Origin of the sequence: Desulforamulus hydrothermalis Lam5 = DSM 18033 (assembly GCF_000315365.1) — a bacterium.
Taxonomy (GTDB): Bacteria; Bacillota; Desulfotomaculia; order Desulfotomaculales; family Desulfotomaculaceae; genus Desulfotomaculum; species Desulfotomaculum hydrothermale.
In genome coordinates, this window is sequence record NZ_CAOS01000011.1 from 26,034 (window position 1) to 43,274 (window position 17,241).

17 protein-coding genes are annotated in these 17,241 nt (G+C 50.0%); 3 read left to right on the forward strand and 14 right to left on the reverse strand.

Annotated elements, in window-relative coordinates; all coding sequences use genetic code 11:
- Together DESHY_RS14605 and DESHY_RS14610 are read left to right on the forward strand one after the other, a co-directional pair.
- Positions 1-549 (forward strand): AlbA family DNA-binding domain-containing protein, encoded by a 549-nt coding sequence (locus DESHY_RS14605; RefSeq protein ID WP_008411937.1) that lies wholly within the window; start codon positions 1-3, stop codon positions 547-549.
- Complete coding sequence (locus tag DESHY_RS14610; protein ID WP_008411938.1) at positions 549-1,175, forward strand: hypothetical protein; 627 nt, start codon at positions 549-551, stop codon at positions 1,173-1,175. Before DESHY_RS14605 ends, DESHY_RS14610 begins: the two co-directional genes overlap by 1 nt.
- 3 nt (positions 1,176-1,178) lie before the next feature.
- Here the strand turns inward: DESHY_RS14610 and DESHY_RS08315 are convergent, their stop codons facing one another.
- From DESHY_RS08315 to mtnP, 6 genes are all read right to left on the reverse strand, one after another.
- Positions 1,179-2,354, reverse strand: a complete 1,176-nt coding sequence (locus DESHY_RS08315; protein WP_008411940.1) for a class I SAM-dependent rRNA methyltransferase — start codon at positions 2,352-2,354, stop codon at positions 1,179-1,181.
- Between the two features lie 319 nt (positions 2,355-2,673).
- Positions 2,674-3,975 carry an amidohydrolase gene (locus tag DESHY_RS08320; RefSeq protein WP_008411941.1) on the reverse strand — a complete coding sequence of 434 codons (1,302 nt, stop codon included), beginning with the start codon at positions 3,973-3,975 and terminating at the stop codon, positions 2,674-2,676.
- A gap of 38 nt (positions 3,976-4,013) precedes the next feature.
- A complete protein-coding gene (locus tag DESHY_RS08325; RefSeq protein WP_048818006.1) occupies positions 4,014-4,673 on the reverse strand; it encodes a class II aldolase/adducin family protein in 660 nt (219 codons plus the stop codon).
- Between the two features lie 13 nt (positions 4,674-4,686).
- Positions 4,687-5,943, reverse strand: coding sequence for an adenosylhomocysteinase (locus tag DESHY_RS08330; protein ID WP_008411945.1), 1,257 nt, complete (start codon positions 5,941-5,943; stop codon positions 4,687-4,689).
- 11 nt (positions 5,944-5,954) lie between these two features.
- On the reverse strand, positions 5,955-6,995 hold the full coding sequence (gene mtnA, locus DESHY_RS08335; protein WP_048818007.1) for an S-methyl-5-thioribose-1-phosphate isomerase: 1,041 nt from the start codon (positions 6,993-6,995) through the stop codon (positions 5,955-5,957).
- 8 nt (positions 6,996-7,003) lie between these two features.
- Positions 7,004-7,795: an S-methyl-5'-thioadenosine phosphorylase gene (gene mtnP, locus DESHY_RS08340; RefSeq protein ID WP_008411948.1), complete on the reverse strand. Its 792-nt coding sequence runs from the start codon at positions 7,793-7,795 to the stop codon at positions 7,004-7,006.
- A gap of 165 nt (positions 7,796-7,960) precedes the next feature.
- Here mtnP and DESHY_RS13650 point away from each other — a divergent pair, with 165 nt between their 5' ends.
- A complete protein-coding gene (locus DESHY_RS13650) occupies positions 7,961-8,227 on the forward strand; it encodes a hypothetical protein (RefSeq protein WP_235695546.1) in 267 nt (88 codons plus the stop codon).
- On the opposite strand, the gene DESHY_RS08345 is transcribed toward DESHY_RS13650, so the two are convergent.
- The 8 genes from DESHY_RS08345 to fabD form a co-directional block, all read right to left on the reverse strand.
- Positions 8,224-8,424: a DUF1540 domain-containing protein gene (locus DESHY_RS08345; RefSeq protein ID WP_008411950.1), complete on the reverse strand. Its 201-nt coding sequence runs from the start codon at positions 8,422-8,424 to the stop codon at positions 8,224-8,226. The two genes, DESHY_RS13650 and DESHY_RS08345, sit on opposite strands and share 4 nt — an antisense overlap.
- A gap of 146 nt (positions 8,425-8,570) precedes the next feature.
- Entirely contained in the window at positions 8,571-9,500 is a 930-nt protein-coding gene (gene ftsY, locus DESHY_RS08350) for a signal recognition particle-docking protein FtsY (RefSeq protein WP_008411951.1), read from the reverse strand.
- Between the two features lie 96 nt (positions 9,501-9,596).
- Positions 9,597-13,157 (reverse strand): chromosome segregation protein SMC, encoded by a 3,561-nt coding sequence (gene smc / locus DESHY_RS08355; protein WP_008411954.1) that lies wholly within the window; start codon positions 13,155-13,157, stop codon positions 9,597-9,599.
- 19 nt (positions 13,158-13,176) lie between these two features.
- Positions 13,177-13,923, reverse strand: a complete 747-nt coding sequence (rnc, locus tag DESHY_RS08360) for a ribonuclease III (protein WP_048818008.1) — start codon at positions 13,921-13,923, stop codon at positions 13,177-13,179.
- Positions 13,924-13,932: 9 nt separating this feature from the next.
- Positions 13,933-15,174: a beta-ketoacyl-ACP synthase II gene (fabF, locus tag DESHY_RS08365; RefSeq protein WP_008411957.1), complete on the reverse strand. Its 1,242-nt coding sequence runs from the start codon at positions 15,172-15,174 to the stop codon at positions 13,933-13,935.
- Positions 15,175-15,237: 63 nt separating this feature from the next.
- The gene (gene acpP / locus DESHY_RS08370) at positions 15,238-15,468 is read right to left on the reverse strand and encodes an acyl carrier protein (protein ID WP_008411959.1); all 231 of its coding nucleotides are present in this window, start codon (positions 15,466-15,468) and stop codon (positions 15,238-15,240) included.
- An 82-nt stretch (positions 15,469-15,550) separates the two neighbouring features.
- Positions 15,551-16,294 (reverse strand): 3-oxoacyl-[acyl-carrier-protein] reductase, encoded by a 744-nt coding sequence (gene fabG / locus DESHY_RS08375; protein ID WP_048818009.1) that lies wholly within the window; start codon positions 16,292-16,294, stop codon positions 15,551-15,553.
- 1 nt (position 16,295) lies between these two features.
- On the reverse strand, positions 16,296-17,240 hold the full coding sequence (gene fabD, locus DESHY_RS08380; RefSeq protein ID WP_008411962.1) for an ACP S-malonyltransferase: 945 nt from the start codon (positions 17,238-17,240) through the stop codon (positions 16,296-16,298).
- Position 17,241 lies beyond the last annotated feature (1 nt).

Genomic DNA, 17,241 nt, shown 5'->3' on the forward strand with positions numbered 1-17,241 from the left:
ATGATCAATCCCTTTGGCAAACCTCTGGAGCAACTGGAAGAAGCAGATCTTGATAAATTAATTGAGGAGGATATCCCGGAAGGTCTGTATGTAGAGTACAAAGAAGATTTCCCCAGGCATCTGGCCAAAATTGTCGCCAGTTTTGCCAACACCTTTGGGGGATGGCTTATTATCGGTGCGGATGCTCGAAATCCACGCAATGTACCTACTTCTTTCCCGGGCATTGAAATTTTTAACGACCCCAAGGATCGTTTTCGTAACATTTGTCAGGGAAATATTACTCCGGTACCTCTTTTTGCGTCTAAATTGATTCTTAAAAAAGAAGATAATAAACGGGGCATTTTGGTAATCAAGATACCTGAAAGCACCTACCCGCCCCACATAACAAATGATGGCCGGATTTACCGCCGCAACATGGAAGGCTCCGACCCGGTGCCGGAAACAGACCGGCATATTTTAGACCGGCTGTTTGAAAAAGCAGGCTTAATAAGACAGAAGTTAAAGCCTTTATTAATCGCAAACTGCAAAAGAGTGACCAGGGGAAGGTAATGTTTAAGGTCATGTGCTGCCCGGTGCCTTTAAATTTAAAATTAATTGATCCCTTTTTTGTGCCGGAACGCATCTCCCGCCTGAAAAAGATGGCCCGCAACATTTGGCAGGGCACTTTGCCCAACACAATTCGTTTTGAACCGGAGGGCTTCGCCTTTGACGGAGAAAACCAAAGGCTGGAAATTCTTCGTTCGGGTGTAGTTTGTTATTTTTGCACCATCGCAACAGATAGTAAAAAAATAGAACGACCAAACGGCCAACCCCTGGTGCTTGATTTTCTGGATTACCGTGCTGTGCAGGTGGCTCTGCTGCGTACCGTTAAATTGGCTCGGGAAGTATATCGTTTTACCGGTTATATGGGTTTATTTGTCCCCAAGGTAGCGCTGGAAAACATCGCTGATAAAGGCTTGTACGACCCAAAATTTATCCATTTTTACACCAATACCCCTAATCCCCGGTGCAGCTACCAGGACATTATCCTTCCCTATGGATTTAATCCTCTGGAAGCAAAAAGCCTGGAAACACCCCGCCAGATTGCCGATAAGCTGCTGCGCTACATATACCGCTGTTTCGGCTTTGAAGCCCTGGATACCCATACCATTGCGCGGACCGACCTGTCCAAGTAGCAACTACCATACCTGCAACACCAAGCACTTTAAATAATGGCTTTCCGGATAGGCCAGCAGCATGGGATGATCTTTAGCCTGGCGGCGCAATTCTACTAATCTTAATTGACGGCCGGCATCCCGGGCGGCCTCCTGAATTACTTGCAGGAATAAGTCCTCTTTCATATGATAAGAACAGGAACAGGTAATTAAGTAACCTCCCGGTGGCAGCAGTTTCATGCCCCGGAGGTTAATTTCTTTATAGCCGCGAACGGCCCCCGCCACTGCCTGGCTTGATTTGGTAAAAGCCGGCGGGTCGAGAATCACCACATCAAACTTATCACCGGCCTTTTCCATAGCCCTTAATTCGTCAAAACTATTGCCTTCCTTAAAAGAACATAAATCACCGTATCCGTTTAATTGTGCATTGGCACGGGCCACCTCCAAAGCCGGGGCGGCTATATCCAAACCCAGCACTTGACGGGCACCGTACTTGGCGGCATACATGGCAAAGGTACCGGTATGACAGAAGCAATCAAGCACCCGACCCCCTTTAACCAGTCCCTGCAAGGCCATGCGATTTTCCCGCTGGTCCAAAAAATAACCCGTTTTTTGCCCCCCGGCCAGGTCTACCACAAACTTAATGCCGTTTTCTTTAATTACCACCTTAGGATCAAAGGGCTGTCCCACAAACCCTGTAATTAACGGTAATCCTTCCAGTTTACGAACCGCCACATCATTTCTTTCATAGATGCCCGCCGGCTGCATGACTTCCTGCAGTACTTTAAAAATAGTTGCTTTATGGACGTCGATACCCAAAGCCAGGGTTTGTACTACCAGGTAATCAGCAAACTTATCAACAATTAAAGCAGGCAGAAAATCCGCCTCACCAAAAATTACCCGGCAAGCGTTAGTATCACGCACCACTTGCTGACGATATTGCCAGGCAGCCTGAATCCTGCGGCGAAAAAAATCTTCATCAATCTCTTCCGCCGGTTGTCTGGTCATTATACGAATGGTTATCTGGGAGGCCGGGTTAATATAGCCCCGACCCAAAAATCTGTCACGGCAATCATAAACATCCACAATATCTCCCGGTGCGTACGGCCCTTTTATTTCCTTAATTTCACCCCGGTAAACCCAGGGATGCCCGTTGATAATGCGTTTTTGTTTGCCCTGGTGCAAAATCGCTTTTGCCATTAAAATACCTCCAAAATATATAAGTTATTTTTATTATCACCGATATAAAGTTCTCTAACAAAAAACAAAAAGTGAGAACAGCTATTTCTCACTTCAGAGTGTCGACAAACATCATCGGTGGTTTATGATCCCCTCGCTCATCAAGTGCTGTGACCGGTACTTCGGCAAGTTGACCACAGGGGATCATAAAACCACCTACTTTGTTTTACAACCTTTGCCTGCAGTCTGAAGTGAGAATAGTTATTTCTCACTTCAGACTGCAGGCAAATGAGCCGGCGGTTCAGAATGCCGGCAAATTCTTGTTGCAAACCTCAGCAGTTTACTGACCGGCCAACCTGGCAGCCCGTTCCCGTACTTCATACATTACCCGCTCTTCGTCAATGGTTAAAACAACCCGATCCAACATCACCACTTTGCCGTCAATAATCACCGTACGAACATCCGAAGCACCGGCTGCATAGGCAATATTAGCTACCAGGTGATGACGGGGACACATATGGGGTTGGGTGGCATCAAGCAAAATTATATCTGCCCGCATCCCTTCTTTGATTAAACCGACCCGATCCCCCAGACCCATGCAGAGAGCCCCGTCAATGGTGGCCATTTGCAAAGCACGGTAAGCCGGCAGAACTTCCGGGTTCATGGTGCTGACCTTTTGCAGATAAGAGCCGGTTCTCAGTTCTTCCAGCATGTCCAGGTTATTATTGCTGGCTGTGCCATCCGTACCGATACCAACTGTGGCGCCCAGCTCCAGCAGCCTGGCCACCGGAGCAATACCACTGGCCAACTTCATATTGCTCTGGGGATTGTAAGCAATACCCATGGCTTTTTGAGCCAGAATTTCCATATCCTGCTCATCCAGATGTACACAATGGGCAGCCAGTACAGGAAATTTAAATAATCCTAAACTATCCAGATGCTGTACCGGTGTTTTGCCGTACCGTTTTTTAATTTCCTCCACTTCCGCCAGTGTTTCCGATACATGAATGTTAATCCCCAGTTTAAGCTTTGCAGCCAAATTCATTACCTTATCCAAATAATCCGGCGGACAGGTATAGGGAGCATGGGGACCCAGCATCACTGTAATACGACCGTCCGCTTTGCCGTGCCAGTTTCTGGCCAGTTCTTCGGCATCAGCCAGAGCCTTGTCTGCGGTAGGCAGCACACCGATCATCCCCCGGGACAGCATGGCCCGCATGCCGCTGTTTTCTACTGCCCTGGCCACCTCGTGCATGTGGTCATACATATCGCCAAAACAAGTGGTGCCTGATTTAATCATCTCTAAACAAGCCAGCATACTGCCCCAGTAAATATCTTCACCAGTCATTTTAGCCTCAAAAGGCCATATTTTTTCCGACAACCATTTCATCAGGGGCAGGTCGTCAGCATAACCTCGGAGCAAGGTCATGGCCGCATGGGTATGACAGTTAATAAAGCCCGGCATGGCTACTTGTCCGTCAGCCTCAATGACCTCGTCCATATCAAAGGACCCGGATGCCGAACCCGGAAGACCCACATGGGTAATCCAGCCGTCTTCAATAAGAATTTCGCCCGCATTGATGATGGCCTCCGGGCCTTCCATAGTTAAAATTGTCGCCCCGCGGATTAATAACTTATTCAAAATTCATCTCTCCTACACTCCCCCTGCCAGGGTTATCTCTATTTTGCAGGTTGTCCGTAGGCACTACGGTATAACCTGCTCAACATTAACACGTCCTGCTCCGGTAACACCGCCGGTTGCCCGATTGTACAGGCCCAAGCATAAATTTTAGCACATTTTTCAACTACCTGGCAAACCGTAAAGGCTTCTTCCACGCTGCGGCCTACCCCAACCAGTCCGTGATTTGCCATCAGTACAGCAGATCGCTGGGCCAGGGCTTCCACCACCTGCCTGGCCAGTTCAGGCGTACCCGGCAGGGCATACCGGGCAACTTCCACCGCTCCGCCCACCAACATAGCGGCATCTTCCACCACCGGTGGGATAGGCTGCCGAACCACTGCAAAGGCGGTTGCCACTTCGCTGTGCGTATGCACAATACCCCCTACGTCCGGCCTGGCTTGATAAATGGCCAGGTGCAGCGGTGCCTCACTGGAAGGTCGCCGCTGCCCTTCAACCGGCCGCCCTTGCAAATCCAGCACCACCATATCTGTCGCCTGCAGGCAGGTGTAGTCCATACCGCTGGGCGTTATCACCACCAAACCGGCTTCCCGCACCAGAGCTGAAATATTACCCCAGGTTCCCGCTACCAATCCTGCCTGCAGCATTTTTTTCCCCAGTTCGATTATCTTTTGTTTGGCTGCTTCAATAGCTTGTTGCATCTGAAACTCCTCATCAGGTGGCATGATTCCACTCATTGATATATGCTGCCTGCTCAGGCGTCAGTCGGTCGATATGAACTCCCAGCGATTGCAGCTTCAAGTTGGCTACACGATCATCAATTTCTTTGGGAACTACATATACCTTATTGAGCAAACCGCCGGCGTTATCCAACAGGTAGCGGGCGCTTAAAGCCTGCAACGCAAAGGACATGTCCATAATTTCCGCCGGGTGGCCGTCCCCGGCAGCCAGATTTACCAGGCGTCCTTCGGCCAGTAAATAAATCTTTCGCCCGTCGCTCAGGCTAAACTCTTCAATATCCTTGCGCACCTTGCGCCGGCCGGCAGACATGGCAGCTAAGTCAGGAATATTAATTTCTACGTCAAAATGACCGGCATTGCACAGAATGGCACCGTCTTTCATTACCTGATAGTGCCGGGCGGTAAAGACATCTTTACATCCGGTGGCAGTTATGAAAACATCCCCCAGTTTAGCAGCTTCCAAACTGTGCATCGGATGGCAGCCGTCCATATAAGCTTCGATAGCCTTAACCGGGTCAACCTCTGTTACAATAACCTTCGCTCCTAAACCCTTGGCCCGCATGGCAATACCTTTGCCGCACCAACCGTAACCCGCCACCACCACTGTTTTGCCGGCTGTGATTAAATTGGTGGTGCGCATAATGCCGGACCACACTGACTCCCCGGTACCATAGCGGTTATCAAACAAATACTTGCAATAGGCATCATTAACTGCAATCATGGGAAACTTGAGGGCGCCTTGTTTTTCCAGCGAACGCAAACGCAAAACCCCGGTGGTGGTTTCTTCGCAGCCGCCCAGAACTTTGGCTGCTACCTCCGTTCTTTCGGTATGCAGCAATTGTACAACATCACCGCCGTCATCAATGACAATGTCCGGTTGATCGTCGATTAAATGCAGCAGGTGTTCCTTATATTCCTGAGCGGTGGCGTTATACCAGGAATATACATTTATTCCCGCATCAGCCAGGGCAGCGGCCACATCATCCTGGGTAGACAAAGGATTGGAACCGGCAATGGAAACCTCAGCCCCGCCGGCCTTCAGCACCTCAGCCAAATAAGCCGTTTTGGCCTCCAGGTGAATACATACCGCCACCCGATAACCCTTAAAGGGCTGCTCCTTGATAAACTGCTCCCGGATCACGTTTAAAACCGGCATGTGTTGGCTTACCCAATCTATTTTTAAGCGGCCGGCAGGAGCCAGTTTAATATCTCTGACAAGATAATTCGGCATCTTTTACCTCCTTATTTATTATTACCGCATACTTTCGCCAGGTTTTCCAAATAGGGTGGATAAATAACACCCTGCTCAGTAATAATGGCTGTTACCAATTGATGGGGCGTCACATCAAAGGCCGGGTTCCAAACCTGCACACCCTCGGGTGCCATGGCCTGCCCCCCATGGTGAGTAACTTCCCGGGGATCTCTTTCTTCAATAGGGATTTCGTCCCCCGAACTGAGTCTCAGGTCAATGGTGGACAGGGGAGCAGCTACATAAAAAGGTATGTTATGGTGTTTGGCCAGTACTGCCACCCCGTAAGTACCGATCTTGTTGGCCACGTCGCCGTTGGCCGTAATCCTGTCAGCCCCCACAATAACACAGTCAACCTGTTGCTTGGCCATCAAATATCCGGCCATGTTGTCTGTAATTAAAGTAACCGGAATGCCGGCCTGTAACATCTCCCAGGCGGTCAAGCGGGCTCCCTGCAACAGCGGCCGGGTTTCATCGGCAAAGACATGAATTTGTTTGCCTTTTTCATGGGCAGCCCGGATAACTCCCAAAGCAGTACCGTAACCGGCGGTAGCCAGAGCCCCGGCGTTGCAGTGGGTTAATACCCTGGCCCCGTCAGGCAGCAATGCCTGACCGAATTCCCCCATCTGACGGTTGCTTTGAATATCTTCTTGATAAATGGCATGTGCTTCATCCAGTAATATGCGCCGCAATTCCTGCACATCTTGCTCCGGAGCAGCGGCAAGCCGCATCATCATACGGTCCAGGGCCCAGCGCAGGTTTACGGCGGTAGGACGCGTATCGCCCAGTTCACGGGCAATGTCAGCCAGTTTGGCCACAAAGGTTTGCCGGTCGGCGGCTTCAATTTGTCCGGCCCCTACCACCAGGCCATAAGCTGCGGCAGCACCAATGGCCGGTGCCCCTCGCACAGCAAGCTTTTTAATAGCCTCCGCCACCGTCTGATAATGGTTGCATTCAATGTATTCAATACTGCGCGGCAGCTTTGTTTGATCCAGCAGTCGCAGACGGTTATGTTCCCAAATTATTGCTTCCATAGAGAGATTCACTCCTTGTTCAGCTTCTCCAGGGCATCCTGGCACAGGCAGTCTCTTTCCGGATCAATTAAACTGATGGCCAGCATCGCCAGTTTTCTTAAATTCTCTGCATTGGCCGCCATTACTTCCAATACTTCCTGATGGGTTAATTTGGTTGGCGAAATACCCGCGGCATAGTTTGTCACCATGGAGATGTTGGCATAACACATCTCTTTTTCCCGGGCTAAAACAACCTCCGGTACGCTGGTCATACCCACCAGGTCGCCGCCCAACAGTTTGTACATTTTTATTTCTGCCGGAGTTTCAAAGCGTGGCCCTTCGGTGGTGACATAGGTGCCATACCGGTGATAAGTTAAGCCTAATTGTTCAGCGGCTCTTGCCAAAACCCGCCGCAATTCCGGGCAATAGGGGTCGGTCATGTCAATGTGAACGACGCCCTGGGCGCCACCCTCAAAGAAGGTATGCTGACGAACCTTGGTGAAGTCCAAAAATTGATCAGCAAAAACAAAATGACCGGGCGCCATGTTCATGTTTAATGAACCCACTGCAGCGGTGGCAAAAATACTTTTAACCCCCAGTTCTTTAAGGGCAGCAATATTGGCCCGGTAATTTACCAGGTGGGGCGGTACCGAATGACCGGCGCCGTGACGGTTTAAAAAGGCCACAGATTTTCCTTGATAATCGCCGATTTTTAAACTTACTTCCCCGTACGGGGTAGTTACTTTCTCATCCCGGATATTGGTTAATATACTAGGGTCGTAAACACCGGTCCCTCCGATAATGGCAATACGTACAGACATACGGATTCTCCTTTATCCACAATTTTCTTAAGTTAGCATTGGTTATACAAACTTGAAATATTCTCCTTAACGGGTTTGTTTTCCTCCAATAACAATAATTTTTACACATAAAAACACCCCCGTTAAGGGGTGTTTCAGAGTGTCGACGAACAGTATCGGCGGTTTATGATCCCCTTTGGCTCCGGTCTACGCACCGACAGCACTATGATTCGCTACGGTCGCCCTTGGGGTCGCCTCAAACGGCCCCTCCTGGCCCGGTTCGGCTGGCGCCCACATCCTGTGGGCGCCCCCCCAATGGCTCCTTTCGCTCATCAAGTGCTGTTACCGGTGCTTCGACAAATCGCCGACAGGGGATCACAAAACCGCCTCATTTTGTTTTGCAACCTTTGTCTACAGTCTGAAACACCCCCGTTAAGGGGTGTTTGCCGTTAGCCGTTAGCCGGTTTAAAGGTTTGGCAACAGGTATCATCAATACTGTTGGCCGGAGTTGCCGCCAGGTTTTGCAGGCTGGCATTGGGGCTGATGCCGCCGCCCTGAGCGTCGTTTTGGACGATAATTTGTTTGGCGGTGCAAAGGTTATTTTGGGTCCAATACTTGCAGTTATTGACGGTGCACGCTACTTCAGGCATAAATATTCCACCTCCTGATGTTTTATCGTGGTTAGCTTTTGTCTGTTTAATCTGTTTTATGCAAAACCAGAAAAATTCAAGGAGTGGAATCATATGCAAACTGCCCACAAGTCTTGCCGCTGTTGATCATCCGTTTTCAGGCTTTTTTACTCATCATCTTTTTTCTTGCCGTACAGGGCATCAATAAAATCTTTAGGGTTAAAGGGCCTTAAATCATCCATTCTTTCGCCAATGCCGATCAACTTCACCGGAATTGCCATTTCAGTAACAATGGCGGTAACTACGCCGCCCTTGGCGGTGCCGTCCAGTTTTGTTAAGGCAATACCCGTCACATTAACCGCTTCACTGAATATTTTGGCCTGGTTAAGGGCATTTTGGCCGGTGGTGGCATCCAGTACCAGCAGCACTTCATGAGGAGCGCCGGGCATTTCCCGGGCAATAATTCTATGCACTTTCCTTAATTCGTCCATTAAATTGCTTTTGTTGTGCAAACGGCCTGCTGTATCAATCAGCAGGACATCCACATTGCGGGAGCGTGCTGCATGAACGGCATCGTAAGCCACCGCCCCCGGGTCAGAACCCTCCTGATGTTTAATAATATCCACACCTACCCGCTGGGCCCAAATTTCCAGCTGGTCAATGGCAGCCGCCCGGAAGGTGTCACCGGCTGCCAGCAAAACCTTCTTACCCTGTTCTTTATACTGGTAAGCCATCTTGCCAATGGTGGTGGTTTTACCCACCCCGTTAACACCTACTACCATAATTACCGTGGGGCCCTCGGCATTTTCTTGAATGGGGGTGACCTTTTCTCCCATTAAATAGGCTAACTCTTCATAAAAAATATCCTTCAGGCGGGATGCCTCTTGCACATTACGGGCCTTGACCCCCTTGCGCACCCGTTCCACCAGTTTCATAGCCGTGTTTACACCCACATCCGCCTGGATTAATACTTCTTCTAATTCCTCGTATAGTTCCTCATCGATGCCCTTGCGTCCGGTAACCACCTGGTCAATTTTTTCAATAAAAGTTTGGCGGGTTTTGGTTAAACTTTCTTTTAAACGGCTGAAAAAGCCCACTTGACAATACCTCCAGTACAGTGCTTATTTTGCCGGATCTTGTCCTTACTATAATGCCAAATAAAAGGCCCTGTCAATCAGGCAGTACGGGTTTGGTCAGGCTGACCGCTGCTTGTCCTTAAATTCCTCCAAAGACATAGAAAGCAGCCGGGTAACCCCTGCTTCATCCATGGTTACACCATACAGGGCGTCTGCTTGTTCCATAGTGCCTTTCCGGTGACTGATAACTATAAACTGTACTTCTTGGGATGTGCGGGATAAATAATCTGCTAGGCGCTTGACATTGGCTTCGTCCAGAGATGCTTCTATTTCATCCAACACGCAAAAGGGACTTGGCTTGTACTGTAGAATGGCAAATAACAAGGCAATAGCTGTTAAGGCTCGCTCTCCCCCCGAAAGAAGAGATAAATTTTGGTTTTTTTTGCCTGGCGGCCGGGCGGTAATCTCAATCCCGCAAGTCAGGGTATTTTTGTCCGTCAGGGACATGGCTGCACTTCCGCCGCCAAACAGTTGTTGGAAAACTTGGTTGAAGTTGCGGTTAATTATGTTGAAGGCTTCCGTAAATTGAGCGGCCATAACGCGGTTTAATTCCTCCACCAGCTGCTGCAACGCCCTTTTGCTTTCTGCCAAATCCTGCTGCTGACCTAACAGGAAATGATATCTTTCCGTTACTTCCCGGTATTCTGCTTCAGCGCCGGGATTTACCGGTTCCAGCGCCGCCATTTGAGTCTTGATTTCCTGCCACCTGGCCCGGGCCTGTCTTTTACTGGCGGCCGGCGCCACCGGAATACCCGCCGGATCAGCAATTCCGTTTTCAGCCAACCGCTTGCTTAACAGTTCCAGCTCCGTTTGATTCCTGGCCTGCTGCAGTTCCAGAGCATGTATCTGTTCCCGTGTCTGCTGCCAGTATGCCTGCAGTTTTTGCCACCGTTCTTCCAACTGTTTTAACACTGCTGCCTCAGCTTCATGTTTTTTCTTTAATTTATCCAGATTTTCCGCAGCCGATTGTTGATCCTGCTGCAGTCCTTGCAATTGGTCGCTTAAGGCCAAACGCTGGGCAGCCAATTCCTGAACCCTGTTTTGCAAATGAATCAACTGAGCCTCAGCAGAACTTAAAAACATCCTCTTTTCTTCCCTTTCTCTGGTCAGCCGCTCCATTATTTTTTGCGACCCGAGAATTTGCTGGCGCAGTTCCGCCTGCTGTATTTGTTCCCGGTGTACCGCGCTTTCCAACTGTGTCTTGCGGTCATTGACAGCCGCCAAGGCCTGCTGGGTAGACGTCAGGTGAATTTGTAACTGTTCTAACTCCTGTTCCAAAACCGTCAGTTTTTCAGCCGCCGCCGCCTCGTTAGCAGACCAGGATGTTATTTCTTGTTCTGTTTTGGCAATTTCCCATTGACCCTCCTGAATACGTTCGCGCACCCTCTGTAACTCTTCACCGGTTTTGCTGACATCAATGTCTGCTGCCTGCAGCTCCAATTCCAGATTAATCAACTGCTGCTGGCAGGTCTGCTGTGCTTCGGTCAGCTGCCGCTGTGCCAGTTGCTTGTCGGCTAACCGCTGGGCTAATTCGTTAATCTGCTGTTGCAATCGCTGCAACTGCCGGGCCAGTTCCTCACGTTCCCGGCGGCTGTGCAACATGCCCCCGGCATTACGCGCCGGCCCCCCGCCGGTCAACGAACCGCCGGGATGCAGCAGTTCGCCGGTAAGAGTAACTATTCTGATTCTCTGTTGCAGCTGCTTGGCCGCTTTAACGGCATTATCAAGTTTATCAACCACCACCAGTCGGCCTAATAACAATTCTACTACCGAACGATACCTGGCCGCCGCCTCGGTTAAATCAGACGCCAAACCAATTACCCCCGGCAACCCGAGGGCTTTTTTTTCCCACAGGCCGGCCGGAGTTGGCCGCAGCGAATCAAGGGGAAGAAAAGTAGCCCGGCCCAGGTTGTGTTTTTTAAGATACTCAATGGCCGCTTTGGCCTGGTCTGATGTTTCGGTAACCAGATTTTGCAAAGCGCTGCCCAGGGCCGCTTCAATAGCAGTTTCCATGCCTCGAGGTACTTTAATTAAATCTGCCACCGCACCGCAAATTCCCGTCAACTCAGCCGGGTAGTCTCGGGCAGCCTTTAACAGTTCTCTGACCGGTTTGATAAAACTGCTGTGCGAACTTATGCTCTCGTCTAAAACTCTAAGCCGTGACTGTTTGGCTACCAATGTTTCTTTCAGACGCATCAGCTTCGCGTTAAGTCCGGATAAGTCCTGATTTATTTGTGTCAATTCCTGTTCCCTTTGTTGAATGCCTGACACTAACAGTTGCTTCCGGCGACCCGCTTCCTGCAGTTTATCTTGGGCCCTTTCCAGAGCGGCAAGCAAACTTTTTTCCCGTTCGGCCGTCTGGCCGGCCAGTCTTTGCATATGAGATAAACGCTGGTTTAACTGCTCTTTGCGATCTGCCGCTTGATTTTTAATATTGCGCTGCTGGGCCACGCGATTCAGTTGATCAATTAAATCATTATTCAGATTGTTTAGCAACGCCTGTTTTTCTTGCATTTCTTGCGCCAATTGGTGCAGTTCCCGGTGACCGGAGGAAGCAGATTTTGCTGCTGCTTCCTGCTTTAATTTATCTAATTTTTCTTTTTCCTGGTGCAATTCAGTTTCAAGTTTTTGCAGCGCAGCTCGTGCTTCTTGACAGTCCTTTTCCGCCCGTGCAATTTCGTTGTGATAGTGGCTAAGCCGGTCATTTGTCAGTGACAGTTTGTTTTGGGCGGTTTCAATTTGTGAGGTTATAAAATGATATTTTTCCCTGGCATCCGTTATGGATTTTTCCAGACTGAGCAGCTCTGTCCGCACCTGCTCCAATTTTTCTTCAATAACCGGCCTTTCGTCCTGCAATTCTTTTTTCAGTTGCTGCACCTGCTGCGCAATTTCCTCTGCTTTGGCGGTCAGCTCCTGCCAGTCCCGCTTAAATAAAGATAATTCCAACTGCCAGGCTTGTTCACTAAGCTCTTTGTATTGTCTGGCCTTGGCTGCCTGAGCGGCCAACGGTTGGATGCGTGAGGCCAGTTCATTAATAATATCCGAAATTCTGTCGAGATCCTGCTCCGCGGCCGCTAATTTACGCAGAGCTTCTTCTTTACGGTAGCGGTATTTAACAATGCCCGCCGCTTCTTCAATCACAGACCTTCTTTCATCCGGCCTGCTGCTTAATATTTCGTCCACCTTACCCTGTCCTATAAGAGAGTAGGCCCCGCGGCCTAACCCGGTATCCATAAAAAGAGCCTGGATATCCTTAAGCCTGCAGGGCACTTTGTTGATAAAAAATTCACTTTCCCCGGAACGGTAAAGGCGTCTTGTAACAGCAATCTCTTCATAGGGCAGAGGGAATGTTTTGGTTTCGTTGTCCAGAGTTAAGGTTACTTCTGCCATACCAACCGGTTTTCTTTTATCACTGCCGGCAAAAATAATATCTTCCATGCGTGAACCCCTCAGCTGGGAGGCACGATGTTCACCCAGGCACCAGCTGATGGCGTCAGCGATGTTGCTTTTACCGCTGCCGTTAGGACCCACAATGACGGATAAACCAGGATACAGTTCTAACCGGACACGATCGCCAAAAGATTTAAATCCCTGAATTTCAATTCTTTTCAGACTCAATGCTTTTTGCCCCCCGTTATCAATCGTGATGGGCGTTTGATTTGAAAGCGCCGGCTTTCAACCGGTCTAAATTCATAAAGGCATCCTTGGCAGCCTGCTGTTCGGCCTCTTTCTTGGAATGCCCGCTGCCTGTACCGATTACACGGCCACGGTAAAAAACACCGGCGGTAAAGGTTTTGTCGTGATCCGGCCCCGATTCGCCCATGATTTTATAAACCAAAGGCTCCGGTGAAGTTTGCTGCAGTGTTTCCTGCAGCTCTGTTTTATAATCTCTGTCCAGCCTGCCTGCCACAACATCGTCAATGATGGGTTTTAAGCAACTTAACACAAAACGTCTGGCCTCCTCTAAGCCCTGATCCAGGTAAATGGCACCCAGTAGGGCCTCAAAAGCGTCTGCCAGGATGGATGGCCGCTCCCTGCCGCCGGAACGTTCTTCACCTCGCCCCATGCGCAGGCAACGGCCCAGGTCCAGTTCCCGGGCTGCTTTGGCCAAGGAAGGTTCGCAAACCGAAGCAGCCCGCATTTTTGTCAATTCACCCTCGGTTCGGTCAGGAAACATACGGTATAGCTCTTCGCTGACAACTAACTCTAAAACCGCATCACCTAAAAACTCCAGCCTCTGATTATGGTATATGCCATGCCCCCTGCTTTCATGAACACAGGAACTGTGGGTAAGGGCCTGTATCAGCAGGGATGGATTATGCCATTGAAAACCCAGTCTTTGTTTTAAGCGATGGGTCTGCTCGTCCAGTTTAGACAATTGCATCACCCAAATCTAAGGTCTGAACTTTTTAAAGGCCAGTGTGACATTATGCCCGCCAAAGCCAAAAGAATTGGACAGGGCTACCTGCACAGGCATCCGGCGTGCCTGATGGGGTACAAAATCCAAATCGCAGGCCGGATCGGGGTTTTCCAAATTAATGGTTGGCGGTACAACATCATGTACAATAGCAAGTACGGAAGCAACACTTTCCACCGCCCCGGCGGCCCCCAACATATGACCAGTCATGGATTTTGTCGAACTGACGGTTAACTTATAGGCGTGTTCGCCAAACACACGTTTAATGGCTGTTACCTCGGCAGTATCCCCCACCGGCGTAGAGGTACCGTGAGCATTAATGTATTGTACATCTTCCGGTTTTAAACCGCCATCCGCCAGGGCCATCTGCATAGCGGCGGCAGCACCCGCTCCTTCCGGATCAGGGGCGGTAATATGGTAGGCATCACAGGAACTGCCATACCCGACAATCTCCGCATATATTTTGGCGCCCCGCCTTTGGGCGTGTTCTAACGTTTCTAATACCAGCATGGCGGCCCCTTCACCCATGACAAAGCCGTCCCGGTCGGCATCAAAGGGCCGGCTGGCCCGGGCCGGTTCTTGGTTTCTGGTTGACATGGCTTTCATCGCACAAAAACCTGCTACCGACAGCGGGGTAATAGGCGCTTCGGTACCACCGGTAATTACCGTTTCGGCACCGCCCCGCTGGATTAATTTATAGGCATCCCCAATGGCATTACCGCTGGATGCACAGGCAGTAATCGTAGTAATGTTGGGTCCCCGCAAGCCAAATTTAATGGCAATCTGGCCGGCCGCTATATTGGCAATCATCATGGGAATTAAAAAGGGACTGATCCGGCCGGGCCCCCGGTTTACCAAGACACGGCACTGTTCTTCAAAGGTTTCCATACCGCCAATCCCCGAACCTACAATAACACCGGTACGGTCTTTATCCAGGGCGGCCAGATCCAGACCTGCATCCTCCAGGGCCATGGCCGCTGCCACTACGGCATACTGGGAAAACTTGTCCATACGGCGGCCTTCTTTTTTATCCAGGTACTTGGAATAATCAAAATCCTTAACCTCACCCGCAATTTGCGTGCTGTATTCGGACGGGTCGAACCTGGTTATTCTGGCAATTCCGGAAACCCCTGCCGTCAGAGACTCCCAGAAATCAGCCAGTCCGATACCAATGGGAGATATTACCCCCATGCCGGTAATAACAACCCGTTTTGACAAATTCGTTTCCTCCTTACATTTGAAAAAAGTCCCGGATGATACATGCCGGGACTTTTACCATTATTACAGGCGGTCCTGAATAAAATTAACGGCATCGCCAACAGTGCGAATTTTTTCGGCCTCTTCATCCGGAATTTCCAGGCCGAACTCTTCTTCCAGAGCCATTACCAGCTCAACAATATCGAGAGAATCAGCACCCAGATCATCCACAAAGGAAGCATCCAGGGTGACATCTGCCTCATCAACGCCCAGTTGATCTACAATAATTGCTTTAATTTTGTCAAAGGTTGCCAAGTTGTTCACCCCCCTTCCGGGTATCGCATAATCTATTTATTAAAGGTATTAATATCGAGGTAAATTTATGTACCTCGAACCTTTACATTACTATACCGCCGTCCACCCCGATAACCTGTCCGGTAATATAACTGCAGTAATCGCTGGCCAAAAAAGCTACCAGGCCGGCAACATCTTCCGGCTTGCCCAGGCGGTTAAGAGCAATGGCTGAGGTTAATTTTTCTTTCGCCTCAGGGGTTAGGTGTTCGGTCATATCAGTCATAATAAAACCGGGCGCCACTGCATTTACGGTAATATTTCTGGGGCCCAGCTCTTTAGCCATGGTTTTGGTAAGCCCGATCAAACCGGCTTTGGCAGCGGCATAGTTGGCCTGACCCGGGTTGCCATACAGCCCCACCACCGAAGAAACATTGATAATGCGGCCGTAACGCGCCTTCACCATGGGACGGGCCACTGCTTTAATGGTATTAAAAGCAGATTTCAGGTTTACCGCCAGCACGGTGTCCCAATCTTCTTCTTTCATTCTTAAAATTAAATTATCCCGGGTAATCCCGGCATTATTCACCAGGATATCCACCCTGCCAAACTCCGCCAGCACGGCTTCCACCATCTGCTGCACCTGGCCGGTATCAGATACATCCGCCCGGTAAACCAGCGCCCGGCGACCCATTTGCCTTACAGCTTCAGCGGTTGCTTCCGCCGCATCCGCTCTCCCGGCATAATTAATTACTACATCAGCCTGAGCACCGGCCAGGGCCAAAGCTATGGCTTTGCCAATCCCTCTGGAGGCGCCGGTAACAATGGCAACTTTACCGTTCAGAAACATTTTAGCCAACCTCCTTGAACTCTGCAAGGACTTTTTCCAGGCTTGCCAAATCTTCCAGATTGTAAGTCCTTATTTCCTTGTTAATTTTTTTAACCAGGCCGCACAATACCTTGCCGGGCCCCACTTCCAGCATGGCACTGACACCTTGTTCAGCCATCTTTTGGATACCGTCTTCCCAGAGTACGGCACCGCACACCTGTCTGGCCAGGGCATCTTTAATTGCAGAGGCTTCAGACAGATAGTGCGCACTGATGTTAGCCATTACCGGGATATCAGGTTCCCTCACTTCCGTCTGCGCCAATACTGCCGCCAGCCTTTCAGCCGCGGGACGCATTAAACTGGAGTGAAAAGGTCCGCTTACCGCCAGTTCGACTGTTCTTTTCGCTCCTGCTTGGCGGCAAAGTTCCATGGCTTTTTGCAGCGGCTGCCGTTCTCCGGCTATCACCACTTGACCGGGGCAGTTAAAATTTACCGGTTCCACTACCCCTGCTACGGCTGCTTGACGGCAACAGTCAACAACAGCCTGCCGGGCCAGCCCCAGGATGGCAGCCATGCCGCCCAGCCCTTCCGGTACAGCCTCCTGCATGAATTGCCCCCTCTGCCGTACCACCTTGAGGGCATCCGAATAGTTAAGAGAGCCGGCTGCCACCAGAGCGGCATACTCACCCAGACTGTGCCCGGCTACCGCCCGGGGTTTTAAGCCACATTCCTGCTGCAAAACCCTGAGGGCGGCAATACTTACTGCCAAAATTGCCGGTTGAGTATTAACAGTGCGGTTTAACTCCTCGGCCGGCCCCTCAAAGCATAATTTAGTTAAACCAAATCCTAATGTATCATCCGCTTCTTCCATGGTTGTACGGAAAACCGAAAAGTTTTGATACAATTCCCGACCCATCCCCACATACTGGGAACCCTGTCCGGGAAATAAAAATGCGGTTGTTAACAAA